General features: G+C 40.2%; 20 protein-coding genes. 4 read left to right on the top strand and 16 right to left on the bottom strand.

Annotated features, from left to right (window positions below; all coding sequences use genetic code 11):
* Positions 1-321 precede the first annotated feature (321 nt).
* The 8 genes from PSF67_RS18555 to PSF67_RS18520 all read right to left on the bottom strand — a co-directional run bounded on the left by PSF67_RS18555 (position 322) and on the right by PSF67_RS18520 (position 10,127).
* Positions 322-2,328 carry a hypothetical protein gene (locus tag PSF67_RS18555; RefSeq protein WP_272677439.1) on the bottom strand — a complete coding sequence of 669 codons (2,007 nt, stop codon included), beginning with the start codon at positions 2,326-2,328 and terminating at the stop codon, positions 322-324.
* Positions 2,329-2,389: 61 nt separating this feature from the next.
* On the bottom strand, positions 2,390-4,867 hold the full coding sequence (locus tag PSF67_RS18550) for a host specificity factor TipJ family phage tail protein (protein WP_272677438.1): 2,478 nt from the start codon (positions 4,865-4,867) through the stop codon (positions 2,390-2,392).
* Positions 4,854-5,246: an NlpC/P60 family protein gene (locus PSF67_RS18545; RefSeq protein WP_272677437.1), complete on the bottom strand. Its 393-nt coding sequence runs from the start codon at positions 5,244-5,246 to the stop codon at positions 4,854-4,856. Before PSF67_RS18545 ends, PSF67_RS18550 begins: the two co-directional genes overlap by 14 nt.
* Positions 5,246-5,713: a DUF1833 family protein gene (locus PSF67_RS18540; protein WP_272670707.1), complete on the bottom strand. Its 468-nt coding sequence runs from the start codon at positions 5,711-5,713 to the stop codon at positions 5,246-5,248. Before PSF67_RS18540 ends, PSF67_RS18545 begins: the two co-directional genes overlap by 1 nt.
* Entirely contained in the window at positions 5,710-6,192 is a 483-nt protein-coding gene (locus PSF67_RS18535) for a hypothetical protein (protein ID WP_272677436.1), read from the bottom strand. The genes PSF67_RS18540 and PSF67_RS18535 overlap by 4 nt, the downstream gene beginning before the upstream one ends.
* Positions 6,192-9,416 carry a hypothetical protein gene (locus PSF67_RS18530; protein ID WP_272677435.1) on the bottom strand — a complete coding sequence of 1,075 codons (3,225 nt, stop codon included), beginning with the start codon at positions 9,414-9,416 and terminating at the stop codon, positions 6,192-6,194. Before PSF67_RS18530 ends, PSF67_RS18535 begins: the two co-directional genes overlap by 1 nt.
* A gap of 67 nt (positions 9,417-9,483) precedes the next feature.
* Entirely contained in the window at positions 9,484-9,828 is a 345-nt protein-coding gene (locus tag PSF67_RS18525) for a hypothetical protein (RefSeq protein ID WP_137019150.1), read from the bottom strand.
* 59 nt (positions 9,829-9,887) lie between these two features.
* Complete coding sequence (locus PSF67_RS18520; RefSeq protein WP_165119744.1) at positions 9,888-10,127, bottom strand: hypothetical protein; 240 nt, start codon at positions 10,125-10,127, stop codon at positions 9,888-9,890.
* On the opposite strand from PSF67_RS18520, the gene PSF67_RS18515 reads away from it, so the two are divergent.
* Positions 10,126-10,515, top strand: coding sequence for a hypothetical protein (locus tag PSF67_RS18515; RefSeq protein WP_165119746.1), 390 nt, complete (start codon positions 10,126-10,128; stop codon positions 10,513-10,515). The two genes, PSF67_RS18520 and PSF67_RS18515, sit on opposite strands and share 2 nt — an antisense overlap.
* A 105-nt stretch (positions 10,516-10,620) precedes the next feature.
* Here the strand turns inward: PSF67_RS18515 and PSF67_RS18510 are convergent, their stop codons facing one another.
* From PSF67_RS18510 to PSF67_RS18500, 3 genes are all read right to left on the bottom strand, one after another.
* Positions 10,621-11,508 (bottom strand): ORF6N domain-containing protein, encoded by an 888-nt coding sequence (locus PSF67_RS18510; protein WP_240705008.1) that lies wholly within the window; start codon positions 11,506-11,508, stop codon positions 10,621-10,623.
* Entirely contained in the window at positions 11,468-12,049 is a 582-nt protein-coding gene (locus PSF67_RS18505) for a BRO-N domain-containing protein (RefSeq protein ID WP_166685861.1), read from the bottom strand. The genes PSF67_RS18510 and PSF67_RS18505 overlap by 41 nt, the downstream gene beginning before the upstream one ends.
* Positions 12,050-12,116: 67 nt before the next feature.
* The gene (locus tag PSF67_RS18500) at positions 12,117-12,290 is read right to left on the bottom strand and encodes a hypothetical protein (RefSeq protein WP_166685862.1); all 174 of its coding nucleotides are present in this window, start codon (positions 12,288-12,290) and stop codon (positions 12,117-12,119) included.
* A 100-nt stretch (positions 12,291-12,390) separates the two neighbouring features.
* Between PSF67_RS18500 and PSF67_RS18495 the strand changes: the two genes are divergently transcribed.
* Entirely contained in the window at positions 12,391-13,203 is an 813-nt protein-coding gene (locus PSF67_RS18495) for a LexA family protein (protein ID WP_166685863.1), read from the top strand.
* A 37-nt stretch (positions 13,204-13,240) separates the two neighbouring features.
* A complete protein-coding gene (locus PSF67_RS18490; protein ID WP_272523927.1) occupies positions 13,241-13,591 on the top strand; it encodes a hypothetical protein in 351 nt (116 codons plus the stop codon).
* A gap of 62 nt (positions 13,592-13,653) precedes the next feature.
* Here the strand turns inward: PSF67_RS18490 and PSF67_RS18485 are convergent, their stop codons facing one another.
* Together PSF67_RS18485 and umuD are read right to left on the bottom strand one after the other, a co-directional pair.
* Positions 13,654-15,252 carry a P-loop ATPase, Sll1717 family gene (locus PSF67_RS18485; RefSeq protein WP_272677434.1) on the bottom strand — a complete coding sequence of 533 codons (1,599 nt, stop codon included), beginning with the start codon at positions 15,250-15,252 and terminating at the stop codon, positions 13,654-13,656.
* A 140-nt stretch (positions 15,253-15,392) separates the two neighbouring features.
* On the bottom strand, positions 15,393-15,806 hold the full coding sequence (gene umuD / locus PSF67_RS18480; protein ID WP_166685866.1) for a translesion error-prone DNA polymerase V autoproteolytic subunit: 414 nt from the start codon (positions 15,804-15,806) through the stop codon (positions 15,393-15,395).
* Between the two features lie 224 nt (positions 15,807-16,030).
* Here umuD and PSF67_RS18475 point away from each other — a divergent pair, with 224 nt between their 5' ends.
* On the top strand, positions 16,031-16,291 hold the full coding sequence (locus PSF67_RS18475; RefSeq protein WP_110732289.1) for an Arc family DNA-binding protein: 261 nt from the start codon (positions 16,031-16,033) through the stop codon (positions 16,289-16,291).
* A gap of 8 nt (positions 16,292-16,299) precedes the next feature.
* Here PSF67_RS18475 and PSF67_RS18470 read toward each other — a convergent pair whose 3' ends face one another.
* The 3 genes from PSF67_RS18470 to PSF67_RS18460 form a co-directional block, all read right to left on the bottom strand.
* Positions 16,300-16,560, bottom strand: a complete 261-nt coding sequence (locus tag PSF67_RS18470) for a hypothetical protein (protein WP_166685867.1) — start codon at positions 16,558-16,560, stop codon at positions 16,300-16,302.
* A 2-nt stretch (positions 16,561-16,562) separates the two neighbouring features.
* Complete coding sequence (locus tag PSF67_RS18465) at positions 16,563-17,249, bottom strand: DUF6246 family protein (protein WP_272677433.1); 687 nt, start codon at positions 17,247-17,249, stop codon at positions 16,563-16,565.
* A gap of 49 nt (positions 17,250-17,298) precedes the next feature.
* Positions 17,299-17,934 (bottom strand): Ig-like domain-containing protein (locus PSF67_RS18460; protein WP_272677432.1); only part of this gene is annotated, 636 nt, incomplete at its 5' end.

Below are 17,934 nucleotides of genomic sequence, written 5' to 3'. Positions count from 1 at the left end.
ATGCGAACTGATTATTATTGGCAATAAAAATGCCCCACCACTTCCCCAAAAGAGTAATAGCAAGGCAATCAATTTATCATATTCAAACTGATAGCTAAATCACACAGGCATAGACATAATATGACGGCATACAAACAAGTAGGCTAGCATATTCGAGTTACAGCGTGGAAATACAGACAATTACCGCAAGCTGATTTAGAACTGCTGGATAGTTCGAGTTCATTTGCGGTAATTTTTTGCCCCAAATATGCCCCATGCACAAATCCTCTCATTTTTGTGTCACAATTTCGGCGCAGCTTCACCAATCTATCGAGATTAACTTTAACTAAGTCCATATCTATACCACTTACTAAATGGCTTACCCCATTCAGCCCTTCTTATCCACTTAGTTACAATTTCTGTATCATCAGTTCTTATTGCCTCTTGTATTGTCCTTGTGTTTAGACCGATACCACCAGTACTAGTCTGATTTATAAAATAAGCACCTCCGGCAAGAGGATATCCATTTGCAATAGTGTTGTTAGCTGCATGTGAACTATGAAATGACATGTTTCCTTTAGTTCTCAACGAGTCCAAGCTGCCGCCATTCAGTTCAAAAGGCTTTGATTCTATAAATGAAGATGTTTGAAGTGCTCTATATGTTGAATGTATATTTTCAATAACTTTAACATCGGTATTGAGATTTTGATTAGTTCCATCAGATTCATCTTCAATGAAAATCCCTTCAGTATGTATTTGTACTTTAGAAGAACTTGCCCACGTTATGCCGTATTTAGTTTTTCTATCCCCCGCTGACCTTCTGATTTCCTGAAGCAATGGTCTAGATCTTGAATTATTTTTCCAAAATATCTTACTTCTATCTACAGCATAAGCGAGTGATGATATATTTGGTAAACCTGAATCAAAGTCATATATTGCATTAACGCCCGTGCCGTCAAAAATAATTGTTGAATTTCCGACAGCCTGAAATAATACATTCACGTTATCCCATGTAATAGTTTCAGGCGCATATTTATTGTAGACATTAAAGAAGTCACATTGATTAAGAGTAATGATAGAACCGTCTGTGGCACGAACCAAGCGAGTCGCATGTATTTTTTCTCCACCGACATTACTCAACGTCATTCGTGAGTTTTTGAATCGCATCATTCCTGCGCAAGGACTACCATCAGAGCCTATTTTGTCAGTGCCGCCACCTATCATCTCTGAATACATGATATTTCTAATATCCCAAGCGTAGTTATCTCCTTTTGCAGAGTGCGCCCAGCAAGCGTTAAATACATTAGATGTGCCATTAGCAACCCACGGTGTATCTTCATTTCCTAACACCCAAGGAGCATCGCAAAATGATTCAACACGAATCCATGACAACATCCAGTAATCGACAGTAAAAATACCAGTACATTGACCTTCAACGCGGATATTGCTATAAGCGTTCTGGCAGATTAACGGAGCGTACAAGCCAAAAGCTTCTTTTACATCGTCAATATCACCTTCCCGAACAAGAGTGAAACCAGACAATTGAGTGAATTTATTATACCAATTCTGATCGCTTGCTCTTGCAATTAACACCGCATCTACATCATAGTTCATCGGCTTTCCGTTGATGTTTATAATTCCCAAGCCTGATTTACTGTTGGTGTATTTAACTATTTGTGTTAGGTCTTCCCCTGCCCCTTCTATCACTTTCATTGAATCATAGTAAAGTGGCTTAGAGGTTCGATAAGTTTTTGCAGAGAGCTTGCATGGTAGAGGGCTTGATAATGCTTTTTGTAGCGCATCATAGGCATCACCGCTTGTATCACCGAACATCTCAGGGGTAACATAGTTAATCGCGTCTTTTAGTGTCCCATGATCGAGCCCGATTAATGAACCATCTCCATTTTTAACATCAGAGCGAAAACTCGCATCACCAACACTAACCCAAGCTCCTTTACCGATACCGCCTGTCGATTGTGGAGTTGAGCCTGCTGGAACTTGTTTAGGTAAATCACCATCCCATCGGAAGTATTCACCTGTGGTTTCATCACGAAGAATGTGATTACGTTGAGTTAATTCATTATTTGGTAAATCAGCACCCTTCTGAAAACTATCAATAGTAATGTAACCAGCTGCGACAATCGCGGTATTCATATCGACTTTGAATTTCTCGACTAACTCTTTGAATAACCATTCCATTCCCGCCGCTGTTAAATGACAATTGCCAAAACGGTCAATATATTTATGCTCTAGTGATGTGGCCCATATATCCAACAATCCTGAGTTAAAGAAAAGGTCTTTGATATCACTGCTTGGAACTGGCTTTTGTGTTGGTTTAACTTCTCTCATACCAAATTTCTTCCAATAAAAAAGCCAGCTCTAAGGCTGGCTTGTTGGTTAATGATTGCTGTTATGCGTTATAGTCTGGTTTTGCGTCGAAATATTCGGTTGCTGTTATTGTGTAGCGTTCACCGCCGAGTGGGCGCTTATCGGTTATTACCCATTTGATGCTTTCGAGTTCAACTGATGTTGCTATCACATATCTAGAAGGGGATTGTTTCTGGTACCCATCATAGAAATTGAGCTCGATATCTTCTGGCACGCTTGCGATAAAGCCGAACTCAGTATCTGGCCTAGGCTCTGCTTTAAATTTCTGCGTTGTGTAACCTATCGAATCAGTGAGATATACCCACATTTCCTCATTAAATTTGATTTTCTCACTAGTTGTGAATACCTCTCCTTTTCGTTCAGTGATATATCCTGCTTGCTGGTTTGAGTCGTAGGTATCTGCTATCAAAACCATGTCTGACGGGTACACATTCCCGCCGTCGGCAAGGGTTGTCAGGCTGATACTTGTTCGCTGGTGAATAAGTCGATTAGCTTCGAGTAGCGCCCTGTCCATTGCTTGATAGCGATTCCTACAGCCTTGTAAAACTATCTTATTCGCCGTGCGTGATAACCCTTCAGTGATTCCGTTCTCATCAACTCGAAAGCGGATGTAGTCTTTCTTGTTGCGAACTGGTTCGACGTACTCCAATTCAATTCCGTCATACCCACTCGGCATCGACATGTCATACGATATCTTCATGTCGTTACCTGTGATGTTTGAGCGATTGAAAGTAGTCATCGGAAATTCGCTGGACTGTTCCCGCGAGAATGTAAGGACCGCATTATCGTAATAAGCTGTTACTCGTGCAGAATTACAGATAGTTTCGATGCGTTGGCCAAGGGAAATATCTTCGTCGTCGAATGTGTAATCGAAATATCCTAAGCGCTCATCTGGCAAGCTATCGTAAATTCGATACAGGCCGTCAATGTCTATATTCTTCTCACTCTCTCCTGCGGTAATTAGCCAAGTGTGTAAAACAGCATCAGCAAAACTACGTGATGGCCTGAGCGTATAATCAACTTTCTTTGATACTCGGTCATACGAAATAACCATGCGCGTGGCCAATAAGTTATATTTGCGCGCTCTCGCTCCTGTTGGCGCTTCCGTTGCCCTCACAGACACATTAACAATCGTGTCATTCTCAAAAACGACATTCTCACGAACTCGAACAATGTGGGCATTTTCGACTTTCATTATACTTCTGTCGCTACTGTTATTTACGCGAGTTAACTGAACCGCATAGCGACTATATCCATCAACTAAGTCTATTTTGTCTGTTCTGTAGTAGTTTCTCGCTCCATTGTTTGCATGTATTGATATGTCTTTACTCTTCCTAGTTCCAACCACCTCTTCATTATTAACATCAACTTTCCAGTAATCTATCCGCGCATTGGCAGTGCTTCCACCGTCCAGTTGCCCTTGAGTATGTACCCACAACTGATTGCCATCCACAGGAGAGAAGAACGGACCAACTGTTAAAAACTGATTGTCATACAGAATAAATTTCGTTGTGTTCACTACTGCGTTTGGTGGAAGTTGAGCTAAATCTGTCCCGCTTAGATTCGTAAAAAAGAACTCGTAATAATATATTTTGCCAATCAGCGCCCCATCATCACTCTCTTTTGCATCAATGAGTTGCGCGTCGATTTTTACATCTTTAGTGACAGAACCCTGTGGCGTGTCGTAACTAACATTCACTGTCATTGAGATAGAACGCGGCTTTGTGAGCTCATAGAAGTACTCAAACTCATCTTGCTTAACGATTTTTATCGCTGCTTCACCGCCCTTTATCTCACCAGACACAACCTCGTTTGCTGTTGCTGTTTGCTGCGGGATATCTTTACTTTCATTGGGGCCCGGCAATTCCTGTCCGTCGATATCAGGGAACTCAAAGCCTTCGTTAATCAGCGGGATAACTTCTTTAGGCTTGTATATCTTGTAGCTCGCACCTGCCATCGCAGTGAAATCAGATTCGGCGAATCGGATGCTTTCTGTTTTATATTCGCCAATGCCGATGTTTAGCCACTCGGTAACAGTCTTAAGGTTGTTGTTGTACTCAAACATCGATTGCTGAATGAGGTCAGGAAACGCCCTTACTTGACCGTGTATTTCTGGTCTTGCTTGATATGCTCGAGCAACGTTTGTTTGCCCTGTGAGGCGGTTATTCGGACTGTCTTTAACATTCGACTCAGCCGCAGAAAATGACGGTGTTTTCGGTGCAAGAAACGAGAATACTTTCGTGACAAGATTAAACACTGGATTCAGGATATCGCCAATAACGCTCTTCGGTTGGTCGAACACTTGAATAACGTGCGTCGGTGTTATCTCGAAATCTAATTCGTCATCCAGGCCAAGCTCTACACCGTTCACTGTTACCAGTACATCCCTTGATAAATCCTCTCGATGCACTAGAAAATCGCTATAAAAAAAAGAGCCGACTTTTAAATCGACTCTTTCTTTAGGTGTTCCCGCTATTCGTTGAATTTCAACTATCGGCATATTTCATAAACTCCAATTTAGTGAATTTCTTCTCAAGCACAATGAGCCTATCCATTCTTACAGCCCCATTCTCACCTCGGCTATGAAATGCATTACCATCGATGATTAAGCCGATGTGAGCTGGCTGAGAGCCGCGATAGCCAATAAATATCCCGTCATCTACTGGATTCTCGGTGCGCTGCCAGAATTCGACTTCATTCTCATAGCAAGTTACAAAATCATGGTCCGATTCGTAGCCAGCATCATGATGAATTTCCGTACCTAGTACGTACCTATAATAAAGTACAACCAGCGCCCAGCAATCACACTCATTCAAAGTGCACGCCCGATTCTTCCACGGCTTGCCTATCATCTTGTTTATGAATTCATTTCTCGTCATTAAACAGTCTCCAAACCTGTGAATTCTTCCATCGTGTAAATGCGCCCAACGTTCTTATTCAGCGGATTGTTCATCGACAGCGTGACAGTGACCGATTCCGCATCGAGTGAACAGTCCTTCACGTACAGCGACCACTCGCTTATCGGATTATCTTTATCAGCCGAGTCAAACAATCTAAATGTTGCGATAATTGGCTTCATTCGAGTGTTTGAGCGCCATAGTTTGAGTTGCTGCTTAAAGTCCTGTGCGACTCGGCTGAACTTAACCGAAGCATCGATAATCGGCGTTTTGCTCTGCTGGCTTTCAGCTAGTTCAAAGTTGCACGGTTGATACTCAACGCCGCCCAATACTTTAGACTCTATCTGCAGGCTAACTAAATGAATGTTTCCGAATGAATCGTGGGAGAATTGAATTGTTTCGTAGAATGTGCGCATCGGTCGTTGCGCTCTGTACTCTCTTAACTTCATTCTCCCCCCTTGCATTTAGGTAGGCGCTCTGTGACGACAATATCGAGCAAGCCCCAATCTCTTGGCGGTATCTCAACGATTAAATCGCCAAACTCGTCATCTTCATTAAATGGCTTGCGGCAGATAACCGATCCCGTCCAAGTTACTACGCTGCCATTAATCGACGTTTGAACAGGATAGCTCACAAAATGAAGTTCCTGCGGTTGCAGTCCAGAGCCACCAAGATTAATTGGTATCCTGAACCACTTAGTGCAGTTGTCCAAATAATTAGGGCTTCTCAACCATTGCTGAAAAGCCCTTTCCTCTCCTAACTGGAATATCCACTTAACATTCCAAACCGTTTTAATGTCATCCGTTAGCTTCTGGAATATCGGCGCTCCAACTTGAGGCTGATCTGTTCGAAACCCAGTATCAAACGTCATATTCTTATCCGCTTTTTGTGGTAACGGGAACCATTCAGGGTAGTCGATTATTTCCATTAGTAGCCGCCTAAAGCTTTCCTAGGTGCGTTGTGATAAGCGGATAACATTTGACTAAATGTTCCCCCGTTTTGTATATCAGCAGTCATCACTTCAATTATTCTGCTTCCGTCAGAGCCTTGTGACTCACTATACCCAGTAACTTGTTGCGGCGTTCCTTGATTGATTATGTTGAAGGTAATCTGTCCACCGCCTCCCCCCTGCATATCCTTATTCGATATAACTCGCCCATTGTCACCCGGTATCATGTATTGCTTACCTGAGCTTGCGCGATATATCTCAGGCTTTCCATGCTCGCCAACTCGGTACATTTCACCTGCATTTACTGGCCCACCGTTGTATCTCGCACCTGCAACAGCTAAGCCTTTTGCCATACCGACAGTTCCAGCGATAGCTGTGTTAGCCGCGGCAGCATTTGCGCCCAATGTTGCTAGTGATGACAATGCAGCAGCAGGAGCCCAAGCTGTAGCAACCAGTGCAGCTTGACCAGCGGAAGCAGCAGCGGCAGCGCTCCCCATGGTTTGACCAATAATGAAGTTCTTCAGCATCTCAACTCCAACTTGAACAAGCGAGTTAACGACACTGTTTAGCATGGTGTTACCCAGTGAGCGCATAGCATCAGCCGCCGACATAGTACCCGTCATTAATCCAGTAATAACGTTTGAGGCATTGCCAGCGAAGGAATCAACCGCTGAAGCCATCATTTCATAACTCAGTGACTGATTACGCATTAGTTCCCATTGTGCCGCTGTTTGCTGCTCCTGATATTGTTTATCCATTGCTGTGAGTAGCATGTGATATTGCATATCTGTAGCTTGCTTAGCTACTGTAAATTGCTCATGGGTAATTTGCTGCTTGGCGTATGAATCGCTGAGAAGCTTTTGCTCTTGGTCGTAATACTCTTTCATCATTGTGAGCTTACGCGCGTTTTCATTGGCTAACGCTTGGATAGGGTCAAACTTGGCGCGGTTTTCTGCCGTGATGTTTACTGATGCATCGACCTTAATATCAGTCATGCCTTGCTCGAATGCCTGAGTTGCCTCTCGGCCTAATCGCGTAAAAGTTTCTTTATCGATGAATCCTTCATCAAACATGCGGCGAATAGTTTTAGCTTCTTCTCCGAATTCACGGGCCAGCTTTAATTCTGGAGTAGCTTCTTGCGCTCTAGTAAAATCATTAACCTTTTGGGTCAGGTCGTATATTTCAGCAGCTTCCTTTGCTACAGCATCTTTCTGACCTTGAGTCGCTTTTTCACCAAGCTTCTGAACGGCTTCAAATACAGCCATTTCTTTATTTACATCACCAACACCAGAACTTAATAGGTCAAAGCGTTTTTGTAATGATGCTAGTTCAGTTTGTTGGCGCTTGATTTCTTCAGCCGCTTTATCCTTCTTGCCCCCACCGCTGCCTTTCTTACCTCTGTCCGATATCTGTTTTTGGAGATCTCTTTGCTCTCTTAGTCCAGAAATAAGTCGGTCAAGCATGCCATCGTCGCTAATGCCAGCCTTAGCCATTTGTACGGTCGCAAGATATTCAATTGCTGCGTCCTTACCTTCTTCCATCTCTATTTTTAAAGCTTGGACATTTTCCTCAATCCCCTGAAGCATTAATTCAAAGTCCATTGATTTATTAGCTTCTAATATATTTCGGAAGTTCAATACCTGTCGTTCTGCCTCTTCAGCACTAACTCCTGAATCTAGCAGTTGTTTTTCTAATAGCGATAGCTCTATTGCCATAGATGCAGCGGCCGGAGAACCTAACTCAATCGTTTTTGCTAGCAACGCATTTGAACTTACCGCACCTTTAGCGACACTGTTAAATACTTCAAGGGCTGCTGATCTTTCATTATCTACATTGGTGTTTTCTTTTGTTGCTTTTTCTGCCCTTTTTAGCTCGCCATTCATTCTTATTTGGGCTTCCATGGCGCTATTTAGGTTTGTCTCAAGCTTTCTTAGTATTGCCTGACCTGCCTCAACAGCTCCTTTCATTTCAGGTGCAGAGCTAGAGCTAGCTAAATCAAGCATCCTTTTTGTTTCTGCTATTTGATCTTTAAGTTTGCTTATTTCTTGATTATTTTTAACGAGCCTAGCCTGTAACTCTGATGCGACAACTTCAGCCTGCCTAGAGGTGAGAGTATCAAGCTTCTTAATCATCTCATCTATTTTAGCGTTGTACTCTTTTACTGCTGAATCATTGGTCATTGCGTCATAAAGAGCATATACACCTGCTGCGGCTAACAATAACAAGCCAGTAGGCCCACCCAGTAAAGCCATTACTCCATTAAGACCGTTCATAGCTATAGACTGAGCTTGCGTTGCTGCGGTTGCCTTTGCCGTAGCTGCTGCAACAGCTTCATTCGTTGTGGTTAATGTTGCTTTTGCCTTTTGCTCTAATGCGGTAGCTGCTGTAACTTTTGCACTTGCAGCTATTTCAGACTCCTTCGCTTTTTGTAAGGCTAATGAAGCTGCTGCTTGTTCTTTATCGATTTGATTTCCGATGGCTTGCATTTTCTTTTCTGTGGCCATCATTTTGTTTCTTGCAGTAACCACGGCTTGATAGTTTTCTGCTTTAGGTGCTATCTGGTATGTTGCCTCGGCGTCTTTTAATAATTCTCTTTGAATTTTAACTTGTTGCTGTAACTGTCCATATTGTTTTTCCAATGAAACAGTTAAGCTATCTGCTGCTGCTACTTTTTCTTTAGCTGCTTCAATTGCCGATTGTGCTGCCGCCTTTTCTTCTTTGGCATTTAATACCATTTGTGCCGCTGATGCCTGATAGGTTTCAGCTTGTTTCTTATTGGCTTCAGCATTTGCTAACTCGGCCTGAGTTGCCTCTATCGCGGCTTTAGTGTGATTGATTAATGATGCCGTAGCACTACCTACATTACCAACGTACCCAGCACCTAATTGACTAGATACAGTACTCAGCACTCCTGTAAATCTATTATGCGACTGCATGGCCTTATCAGTTGCCGCTGAGTTAGCCCCTATCTTTCCAGACAATTGAGCCATGTCACGAGATAGCTTATTTATTTCTGGCATCTTCATAGCTGTAGCCACTTGAGATGCTGTTTTATCTAGTCTATTTAAGGAGTCGGTGGCTTTATCTGTACTTTTCTCTACGTTGTCCATTACTTTGTTAACTTGCTTCTCACCGACAAGTAACTCTTTAATATCCATGCTTACATCGTAGTGGATACCACCTGCTGATTGGCTTTCTGACATAATTATTTTCCTCTAGAAAAAAGAAAGCCCCGTCAATTTGACAGGGCCTATGCATAAAATCTTTTGCTTACCGCTTGAGAATTTCTCTTATTTTTTCGTGATTCGTCTTGTCCACTTTGCCATCGCGCCTAACGCCGTTCTGCTCTGCAAGTTCTTCTAGGTAATTACTTTCTTCATCCGAGTTAAGTAAGTATCTTAATTTGCTGCCGTTCCTATCTATTGCTTCAACTATATAACCACATCCAATAAGAATAACTCCCATTAAAGCAACAATAGCAGCCAAAGAAATGTACATTGAACTTTCAATGGGGCTAAATCTATCAAAGTATCCACCTCCTGTAGTGGCTTTAACATAAATTCCCAATATAATACTTACTGCTAAAATAAAAATTCCAATGATTCTTAAACCCATACCACCCTCACCTCAGTTTTTTATCAGTCTAGTTTCTTAGTGCCGCAATTGGGAGCAAATTATTGCTTTCTGCACTCGGCCCATTGCTCAGTTACTTGTTTATCACCATCCGAAACTGCAAATTCATTTCTTGTATCAGCCATCACATAAGCCATTTTACCTTTAGTTTCAATATATAGGTTACCATTTTTCTTTTTCATTTCAGGGCTTTTTATTGTTGTTTTATCAGGCCTGTTAGCTTTAAAGATATCCCCATTAACCTCTACATTAGCAAGCGAGAAGTCTTTCATTTCTCCCATGACACCATTCTTTATTGAAGCTTTAGCATATGTGCATCTGTATTTGACTGAGTCAGATGATGAAGCTACAGCTGCTGTTGTTGAAGCTCCAGCTATGGCTAAAGAAGATGCCTTTGAAGCATTACTTTTATACTTATCAGAGTCATTGCTAGAACTGCTATATAGGTTTGATGAGCTTGATGTGTTACTAGGCTTGTATTTACTTGAGCTTGATGAATATCCCGTTCCTATACGGCAAGTCTTATTAGCTGATATACAGCTATTACCGCAAGGTATTCCTTTTTTGCAGTTTTTAGCCGAAGCAGGAAAAGAAAAAGATAAACTCAAAATTGCTACTGATACTGATGTGAAAATTATATTTCTAACACGCCCCATACCATCACCATAAATTTAACTTAAGATTTATTGATGTTATCAGGGAAACGAAAAAAACCTCAATCAAGAGGCGTAATGTGTGATCTGGATTACAAGCCCATCCTTGGGCTATGTGGGTCTAGAATAACTTAGCTAAGTTAACATCATGAACAGCTTTCCAAGCTTCGGCAGGCCATGATTTTACTGACCCGTACCTGTCGTCATGCACTTCCATTGGCGTGACATTATTTTCTAAGCACCATTTACGCAATGGATGCCATTTAAATTTCTTATCTAGCTTCTTCTCTACAGATAAAACAGTGGCATGTTTTTTACTTTCGCCAATCTTAGCTGCTAAAGCGTTCTTTTCACGCACTGCCTTTGATGCCGTAGCCATTGCTGTAGCTTCACGTTTATGTCCAATCCATGCCTTTGTTTCTACTGCATGGTCACGCTCAGCCGCAATTACCGCTTTCTCTTTCTCTGATTGAAGTAAACTTTCCAACGCCTCAATGTAGTTAACAGGCAAGCCAGAATTTTTACGTGATGTAAAATAGGTTTCTTCCAGTAGTTCGAAGTAATCCCAAGCTTGGTCTGTCTCCAGCATTTTAGCGTGACGTGATGCCCCTCGCTCAGTCCATAAGTAGGCATGTCTTGTGAATTTATTAACTAACCCACAATTTGTGGGGTAGCTCTTAAACTTCTGTAATTCATCGCCTTCCAACTTGAAATAATGCTTGCCCTCAATGAAGCGTTCCTGATTACGTGTAAAATTCATCTGAATACTTTTAGCATCCGCGCCATAACCAATAGCCAGTGATTCTGTAGTGATCACCTTTTGTTGACGGTAGTAGATCTCAGGAACTGTAAAACGACTTTGCGTGACAACCGAATTATTATTTGCTAATCTAATTTCACTCATGAAAACTTTTCCTTCTGGTTTAGTTTGGGATTGGCCAATAGTTGCAGCTATTGGCTTTTCTGTTTTAGAACAGTCTTGGTACTTCTCCATTTGATAATCGTCCATTCAATTCTCGTTTTAAAATCATCGTAAACGCATATCCATCTTGAAATCTATCCACTAAATTACCAGCTAAAGGTGATTCCATCTTTCTCAGCATCGGATAAATACTCTCTTTCCATGCTTTGTAGAAAACATCATAATGTTTAGCTAAAGCATTAATGTTATGCGCGTCCTTTTCTCTTTGTGTTACTGGTTTAACTAATTCAACCTTTTCAACCTCCTTATCTAGAATATCCAACACCCATTTTCTAAATAGTTTTGCTACTGATGTTCTTGCAAACATTGCGATTAGATGCGCACCACGTAAAGAGAAAACCCTTTGTTTTTTCTTATAATTTCCTGAGGTCACTGAATCAATGACCTGAGTCATTTGTGGTGAAAACTCGTCAGCATTCGAATTGTATAAATTGGTAATTGATTTCTGGCTTTTATATCCAAGTGCTTTTGCTAAATCGCTTGATGACAACCAGACAGAACCACCAATATTAACTACAGCCATTGATACGCTCTGGAAAGTCAATTCGTTTTTCGCTACAATGTTCATGTCATTTATTCCTTTCGATGGGTTTATTTGGCAACTGGCCTCATACTGTTTGCGCGGATGAGGCCTTTTACTGAATAATACTTTCACCTTTTTGTTCCTTATCGATCACTCTATCCATAATAGTATCCAGCATGCCTTGTATAGAACGATGCGTTCTCGCTGCGTAATTTTCTAAAAATTCAGCCACCTCAGGGCGTAGGCGGTAACTAATCTGCTTGCTCTTAACTGTTTTTTGCTTCATTATTCACTCCATTATGTGTTTTTGAATTTAATATACTCATTGATGAATTATCATAATACTCAAAATTCATAATGAGTCAATGATTTTTAGGTGTGCATTTATGAATTTTAATGATGGTTTTTCTAGACGTGTCGCAATGGCCAGAAATTCGCTGGGATTGACTCAGGCAGAATTAGCCAAAAAAGTCGGAGTTGTCACACGACAAATAGCTGCTTACGAAGGAAATGAAGCTAAACCAAGAGAAAAGGTTCTAACAAATCTTGCTGCTGCTCTTGGTACTACAAACCAATGGCTTATGACTGGAGAGGGCAAATCTCCCAACATTAGCAATGTAAAACAGACCGTAACAGTCACTGAAATTCCAGTGATTTCCCTAGCTGATGCCTATCAATTCCTTTATTCCCATGATGAATCGTACATAAATTGTATATCTGGGCTAATTCCAGCCCCATTACTGGCTTCCGAGTCAGCATTTGCAATAGAGGTTCAGGGTGACGGGATGAGATCAGCCTATGGAGTTAATGTCATTGAGGGGTCTTTGGTAACATTCGAGCCTGATAGAGAAGTTTCTCATGGTGATTTAGTGCTAATAAACAAAAAAGGAGATAATGACATATTTTTTGTTCAGGCACTTAGAGAAAATCATTCTTGGATTTATCAGTACTTGAATCCAATGTATAAAAACCCCGTGAATAAAAGCGATGACGTTACTGTATTGGCTGTGGCCATCCACTATCAGTATGATTTAAGAGATGGCGACCACCGCCATTGGTTCTATACTCCAGTAACCACAGAAGGTCTAGACGAATATATAATTGCACAGGGTGAATCTACATTGCCAACCTACACCGAACTAAATAAACGCTTAGATAAAATAGAATCCATGCTAGAGCAATTACTTAGCAAAAGATAATTATCAATATCAGCAAATTTAATGATAAGGATTTTAAATGAAACTTACCCCTGAGCTACTTCGAGATGGATGCCAATGGCTAGCTAGAGAACTAACTAGACTTGAGCAACTAAACAGACCTTTATCAATGGATGATTTTTTTACATGGTCATCAAACGAGGTTTTTATCAGAAATATGTTTACACAGTATGGTGAATTCATAAAGGGTCTGCATATTCTTGACCATGAAGGCGAGTTCTATTGTACAGAACTTGCTGAATATATGGAGACAGCCCTATCCCGACATGCAAATGCTATAACTCCTGATGCATATGGGGTCGTTGATAGCGCATATCTTCTAGCTATAAATTTTATGTTTTCAATAGCAAGGGAAGCGGATAGCCTATAACCACCCAGCCCAAGGATGGGCTAGATTCAGGCAATAAAAAACCCACCGGAGTGGGTTTACTATTAAATCCTGTAAAATAATGGATGTATAACAAATGTTTTGTTGTAATCAGTAATGTCTAAAGTTGGCTTATCAAAACTTGAATACACCGTAAGTGTTTTGGTTTTTTCAATTCCAACAATACCAATTGTAAACCAGACATTTACCAGTGATCTAATATCTGTTGCTATTTTTTCATCGTCTGCGCTATCAATTGATGAACTTTCAATTAGAAAATTTTGAATTTCATCTCTATTCAATTCATCTATTTTAAACTTATTGGACGCAACCATAGATATTGCATCAATATACTTAAGTACATTTTTATACTGACTCATCCACTCTTTATTTAAAGCCGCTTTTCTTGATGCATAATATCTTTCTTCAGCCTCAATTATCATATCTTCATTCAATGAAGTTCTTCCATCGCCTTGCATTAAACAAAAATTTACAAAATCAATTGCATCTCTAGGCCTTAGCATCGTTCTATCTAAAATATAATCCGATGCATTTTTATTCTTAACTTCAAAATTAAATATATCTGAGAACTTAACCTCTTTCTTAGTAGCATATTTGTGCATTACTAAATAACTGATTCTTTTATCCAATATTTCAGTGAGTTCTCTTCTGCTCCATTCAATGGGGACAATCAAAGATCTATCCTTTTCTTCCTGCCTTAAATTAGTATTGTAAATCCCCATTAATATATCTGTTCTTATTGATATCAATATCTTAACAGACCTAACATTAATTAATTCTTTAAATGCATCCAGCAAAGCGTTAATGAAATCGTATCTTATTGAGCTGTTACTAAGCCATGATTTATCCAAGTCATCAATACTGATTATTATTCTACTTTGAGTTTCGTCAGAGCTATCTTCAGTTATGAAATTAATTAATTCCCTTTGCTTTTTTAAAAGATTACTACTTACATACCTAGCTGTTTCTCTCTGTATTTTTTCTACTTGCTCTTCACTAGCTTTAAAGTTTACTGACCAAAATGTATCCTTGCTTCCTAAGCTGCCACCAACTTCATTTTGAAATTTATCAGTTATTTCAGAAACTATTTTATCGTTAAAAAAACTGTCTTGATAATTTTCTATATATTCCCTTGCTAGCTCTAAGTTATATCTTCTTTTTCTAGATGCAGTTAATGAGTATATTTTATCAACAAATGTCTGTTCATTTGGATATACAGTCTCAATTACTTTAACAAGCAACACATGCATCCATAGTGACTTATAAAAAACCCTCAAATCAACATTTGATGATGCTAATTTAGAAATGAATACATTATTATTTATATGCTCAAACACAGTGGATTCAGCCTCTATTTTTGCACATTTCTTTATATCAGCATCCTCTTCAAGCATTTTCAATATTGCAGTTTTGCCGGAGCCAGTTCTACCAACGATTATACGCTTTACTGAATCAGCATCTTTTGCTTCAAATCTTTTTAAAGTGTCATAAACTGATGATTCTAAAAAACAACTTGATAGAAAATTGTCAGTCTCAGCATCTAAACTACCAATTTGGTCGTTATTTTTAAATTGATATAATTCCATTATGTTCTCAGTCAATGCACATAAAAAGTTATATTGTAATTTTGTAAATGTTAACATGATAAAAACATCAGGTCATATGCTCCATATCACACTTTATGCTTATTTCACTGTATTTCATATCTGAAAATTATATAACCAATCTACACTTTAACCACTGGCAACTCATCAAACTTTGTCGTATAAGCAGGCAGCAACACTCACACAGCTTTGTGAATAATGTAGGTTACAACCCCAAATATCTGAAGGTCTTGCATATCACCAATCAAAATAGGCGAATACTCAGGATTCATCGGCATCAACATCGGAGGATGAGACTTGAGTCTCTTTACTGTGAATTCACCATCAACGCTAGCAATCACAATATCGCCGTCTTTAGCTGAAAGCGCACTATCGACAATAACAACGTCACCGTCGTTAATGTTTGCATCAATCATCGAATTACCTTCGACACGTAACATGTACGTGCTATCAGGATGCTTAATCAGCGTACTATTAAGGTTTATTCGTTCCTCCATGTAATCAGCAGCAGGTGATGGAAATCCCGCAGGCACACGGTCTAGGAAAAGTGGAATATTGACAATTGACTCGGAATCGATAAGTTCTAGCTTCATGATGCACCAAAATATAACTGTGTTTATATACAGTATATTCTAGTTGCATCGTTTGTACAGGTCAAAAATGTAAGTTTTCTTGGAATAATATAAACAAATATAACCACATGCCAATACATGCCACCAAACAACTACACGGTGTATTTAACTATCGCGCTTGGTGAGAATGTTTGGACAAAAAAATATTCACTACACTGTGTAGAAACTTTACAGTGAGAGTGAATATGAAAGGCATGAGAAATATTGCTCCATACGGCGTTAGAATACCGGATGAGCTTAAAGATAGTTTAACTGTTAGAGCAGCCCAAAACGGACGCTCATTAAATTCAGAAATAGTAATGATACTTCAAGCTGCGATTGACTCTGCATCTGCGTTACCAAAAAGCAGCGCTGAGCATATGGCTGCTATGCAGGCCGAAGAGTTTAAGAAAGTTGTTTATGAACAACTTGTTAAGATGTACGAAGAAAAAGACGGTAAGAAGTAGCCGCAAAGCTACTTTTTATATTCTTTAAGTAAGACACCACTGTCACTATAGACTCTGAATGTGTCGCCTTCCTGCATTTCGATAAAGTCACCAACATAGCGATCATCTCTATCGATAGGATGAATGAAAATTACATCTCTAAATGGTGGCTTGTCGGGCACATGGCTTTTCATTTCCTCGACATAAGCAACACTTTTAACGTGAATTATCTCATCTTTAAACTTGCACTTGTGCCTAGATGGGTTAGCCAAAATAATATTTAAATACATAATTACCCCTTGTTCGCTTTTGCTTGTGCAATTCGACGTTTTTTACGCTCGAAATAATCATCAACAGCAGTGTCATATTCTTCTTTAGTGAAGCCTTTTTCATCTGGATACTTAGCTTTAAGCATCATCAAAAACTCTGACATTGTGAGCTTTTCGGCTTCGTCACGGTTCATTTCAAAGTGGACGCGGGATGCATTGATATATTCAACGGCATTAAACGAATCAGTGAATTCTTTATCACTTTCATTGCGTTGCAGCTTCCTGATTTTCACCTTGCCAATTACGCCATGGATCATCAACTCTCTAGCTAGCACGATAATGTCAGACATTGGCATTTTACCCATACGGTATGTTGTGCCATTTTTACCCGCACGCCACTGACCTATTAATTCGTCGCAGTCCTTATTGCAACAGGCTTGCATCACTATCATTGCTGATGATAACAATTTGCGAGATGTACTTTTTTTCAAATATTTCAACAGCCAATTACTATTTGAACCACCGTTAAGCGAATATGCCGCCAACAATGAAATGGCATCACTAACGACAGAGCCAGATAAAACCGTGAAGGTGTCAACTATTTCTGATGGGCTACCGATATTCGTCATTGCATTAAATGACGGGCTAAAAATGTACTCGTTATTAGGTGTTTGAACAGCGAACTCGCCATATTCTATTTTCGGTGTCATAAGATACTCCTAGTATTATCAAGGGCACTCGTAAGTACCCTTTGTAATATTACGGAGCCGTTACGGTTACTTCTGACGTATCTGTCAGGCCACCATCAGCGGTAGTTGCCGTGATGGTAACCTTGCCAGCAACGATACCAGTAACAAGGCCATTTGGTGTAACAGTTGCCTTACCTGCATCAGAGCTTTTCCACACAATCGCTTTATTAGTTGCGTTGCTAGGTGTCACCGTTGCCGATAATTGCGTTGTCTTTCCTACTTCAACTGATGCAGTTTTAGGAGTCACCGCAACATTCGTCACAGGGATAGCGTTGTCATCTTCGATAACTTGGAAAGTAGTACCATCAGCCAGTTTTAACTCTAAGCTGTAAGTTACAATTTCTTTCACCCCGCCACCGTCACTTAGCCCAGTAACGTTCATGTAGCCAATGTGATAGTAATCACCCCAGTGCAAACGCATCCACACTGTAGGCTGACGACGAGCCTTAATCTCATCAACAACGTATTTAATAAATTGCTGAATACCAAACTCATCAGAACGGTCATGAAGACGTACCTCACCTTCAATCGAGTAAGTCGGGTCAAGGTTTGAAATCATAGTGGAAGAAATACCGCCATTATCAGCATCAGAAACCAGTGTTTCGGGCGCTAAATCCCACGTTACCGATGTTGGCAGGCCATTTAG

Source organism: Providencia sp. PROV076, from assembly GCF_028483405.1.
In the GTDB taxonomy this organism is placed as follows: Bacteria; Pseudomonadota; Gammaproteobacteria; order Enterobacterales; family Enterobacteriaceae; genus Providencia; species Providencia huaxiensis.
Note: the sequence above shows the minus strand (reverse complement) of the source record. Positions and strands in the feature narration are given on the sequence as shown.

What these genes read in the sequence shown, in the direction of transcription:
- PSF67_RS18485 (WP_272677434.1), bottom strand. Translation starts at nt 15,252, where the DNA reads ATGTTAACATTTACAAAATTACAATATAACTTTTTATGTGCATTGACT.
- PSF67_RS18520 (WP_165119744.1), bottom strand. Translation starts at nt 10,127, where the DNA reads ATGGGAGAAATGAAAGACTTCTCGCTTGCTAATGTAGAGGTTAATGGG.
- PSF67_RS18540 (WP_272670707.1), bottom strand. Translation starts at nt 5,713, where the DNA reads ATGAAGTTAAGAGAGTACAGAGCGCAACGACCGATGCGCACATTCTAC.
- PSF67_RS18555 (WP_272677439.1), bottom strand. Translation starts at nt 2,328, where the DNA reads ATGAGAGAAGTTAAACCAACACAAAAGCCAGTTCCAAGCAGTGATATC.
- PSF67_RS18530 (WP_272677435.1), bottom strand. Translation starts at nt 9,416, where the DNA reads ATGTCAGAAAGCCAATCAGCAGGTGGTATCCACTACGATGTAAGCATG.
- PSF67_RS18515 (WP_165119746.1), top strand. Translation starts at nt 10,126, where the DNA reads ATGACACCATTCTTTATTGAAGCTTTAGCATATGTGCATCTGTATTTG.
- PSF67_RS18550 (WP_272677438.1), bottom strand. Translation starts at nt 4,867, where the DNA reads ATGCCGATAGTTGAAATTCAACGAATAGCGGGAACACCTAAAGAAAGA.
- PSF67_RS18470 (WP_166685867.1), bottom strand. Translation starts at nt 16,560, where the DNA reads ATGTATTTAAATATTATTTTGGCTAACCCATCTAGGCACAAGTGCAAG.
- PSF67_RS18495 (WP_166685863.1), top strand. Translation starts at nt 12,391, where the DNA reads ATGAATTTTAATGATGGTTTTTCTAGACGTGTCGCAATGGCCAGAAAT.
- PSF67_RS18505 (WP_166685861.1), bottom strand. Translation starts at nt 12,049, where the DNA reads ATGAACATTGTAGCGAAAAACGAATTGACTTTCCAGAGCGTATCAATG.
- PSF67_RS18545 (WP_272677437.1), bottom strand. Translation starts at nt 5,246, where the DNA reads ATGACGAGAAATGAATTCATAAACAAGATGATAGGCAAGCCGTGGAAG.
- PSF67_RS18500 (WP_166685862.1), bottom strand. Translation starts at nt 12,290, where the DNA reads ATGAAGCAAAAAACAGTTAAGAGCAAGCAGATTAGTTACCGCCTACGC.
- PSF67_RS18475 (WP_110732289.1), top strand. Translation starts at nt 16,031, where the DNA reads ATGAAAGGCATGAGAAATATTGCTCCATACGGCGTTAGAATACCGGAT.
- PSF67_RS18525 (WP_137019150.1), bottom strand. Translation starts at nt 9,828, where the DNA reads ATGGGTTTAAGAATCATTGGAATTTTTATTTTAGCAGTAAGTATTATA.
- PSF67_RS18465 (WP_272677433.1), bottom strand. Translation starts at nt 17,249, where the DNA reads ATGACACCGAAAATAGAATATGGCGAGTTCGCTGTTCAAACACCTAAT.
- umuD (WP_166685866.1), bottom strand. Translation starts at nt 15,806, where the DNA reads ATGAAGCTAGAACTTATCGATTCCGAGTCAATTGTCAATATTCCACTT.
- PSF67_RS18535 (WP_272677436.1), bottom strand. Translation starts at nt 6,192, where the DNA reads ATGGAAATAATCGACTACCCTGAATGGTTCCCGTTACCACAAAAAGCG.
- PSF67_RS18510 (WP_240705008.1), bottom strand. Translation starts at nt 11,508, where the DNA reads ATGGACGATTATCAAATGGAGAAGTACCAAGACTGTTCTAAAACAGAA.
- PSF67_RS18490 (WP_272523927.1), top strand. Translation starts at nt 13,241, where the DNA reads ATGAAACTTACCCCTGAGCTACTTCGAGATGGATGCCAATGGCTAGCT.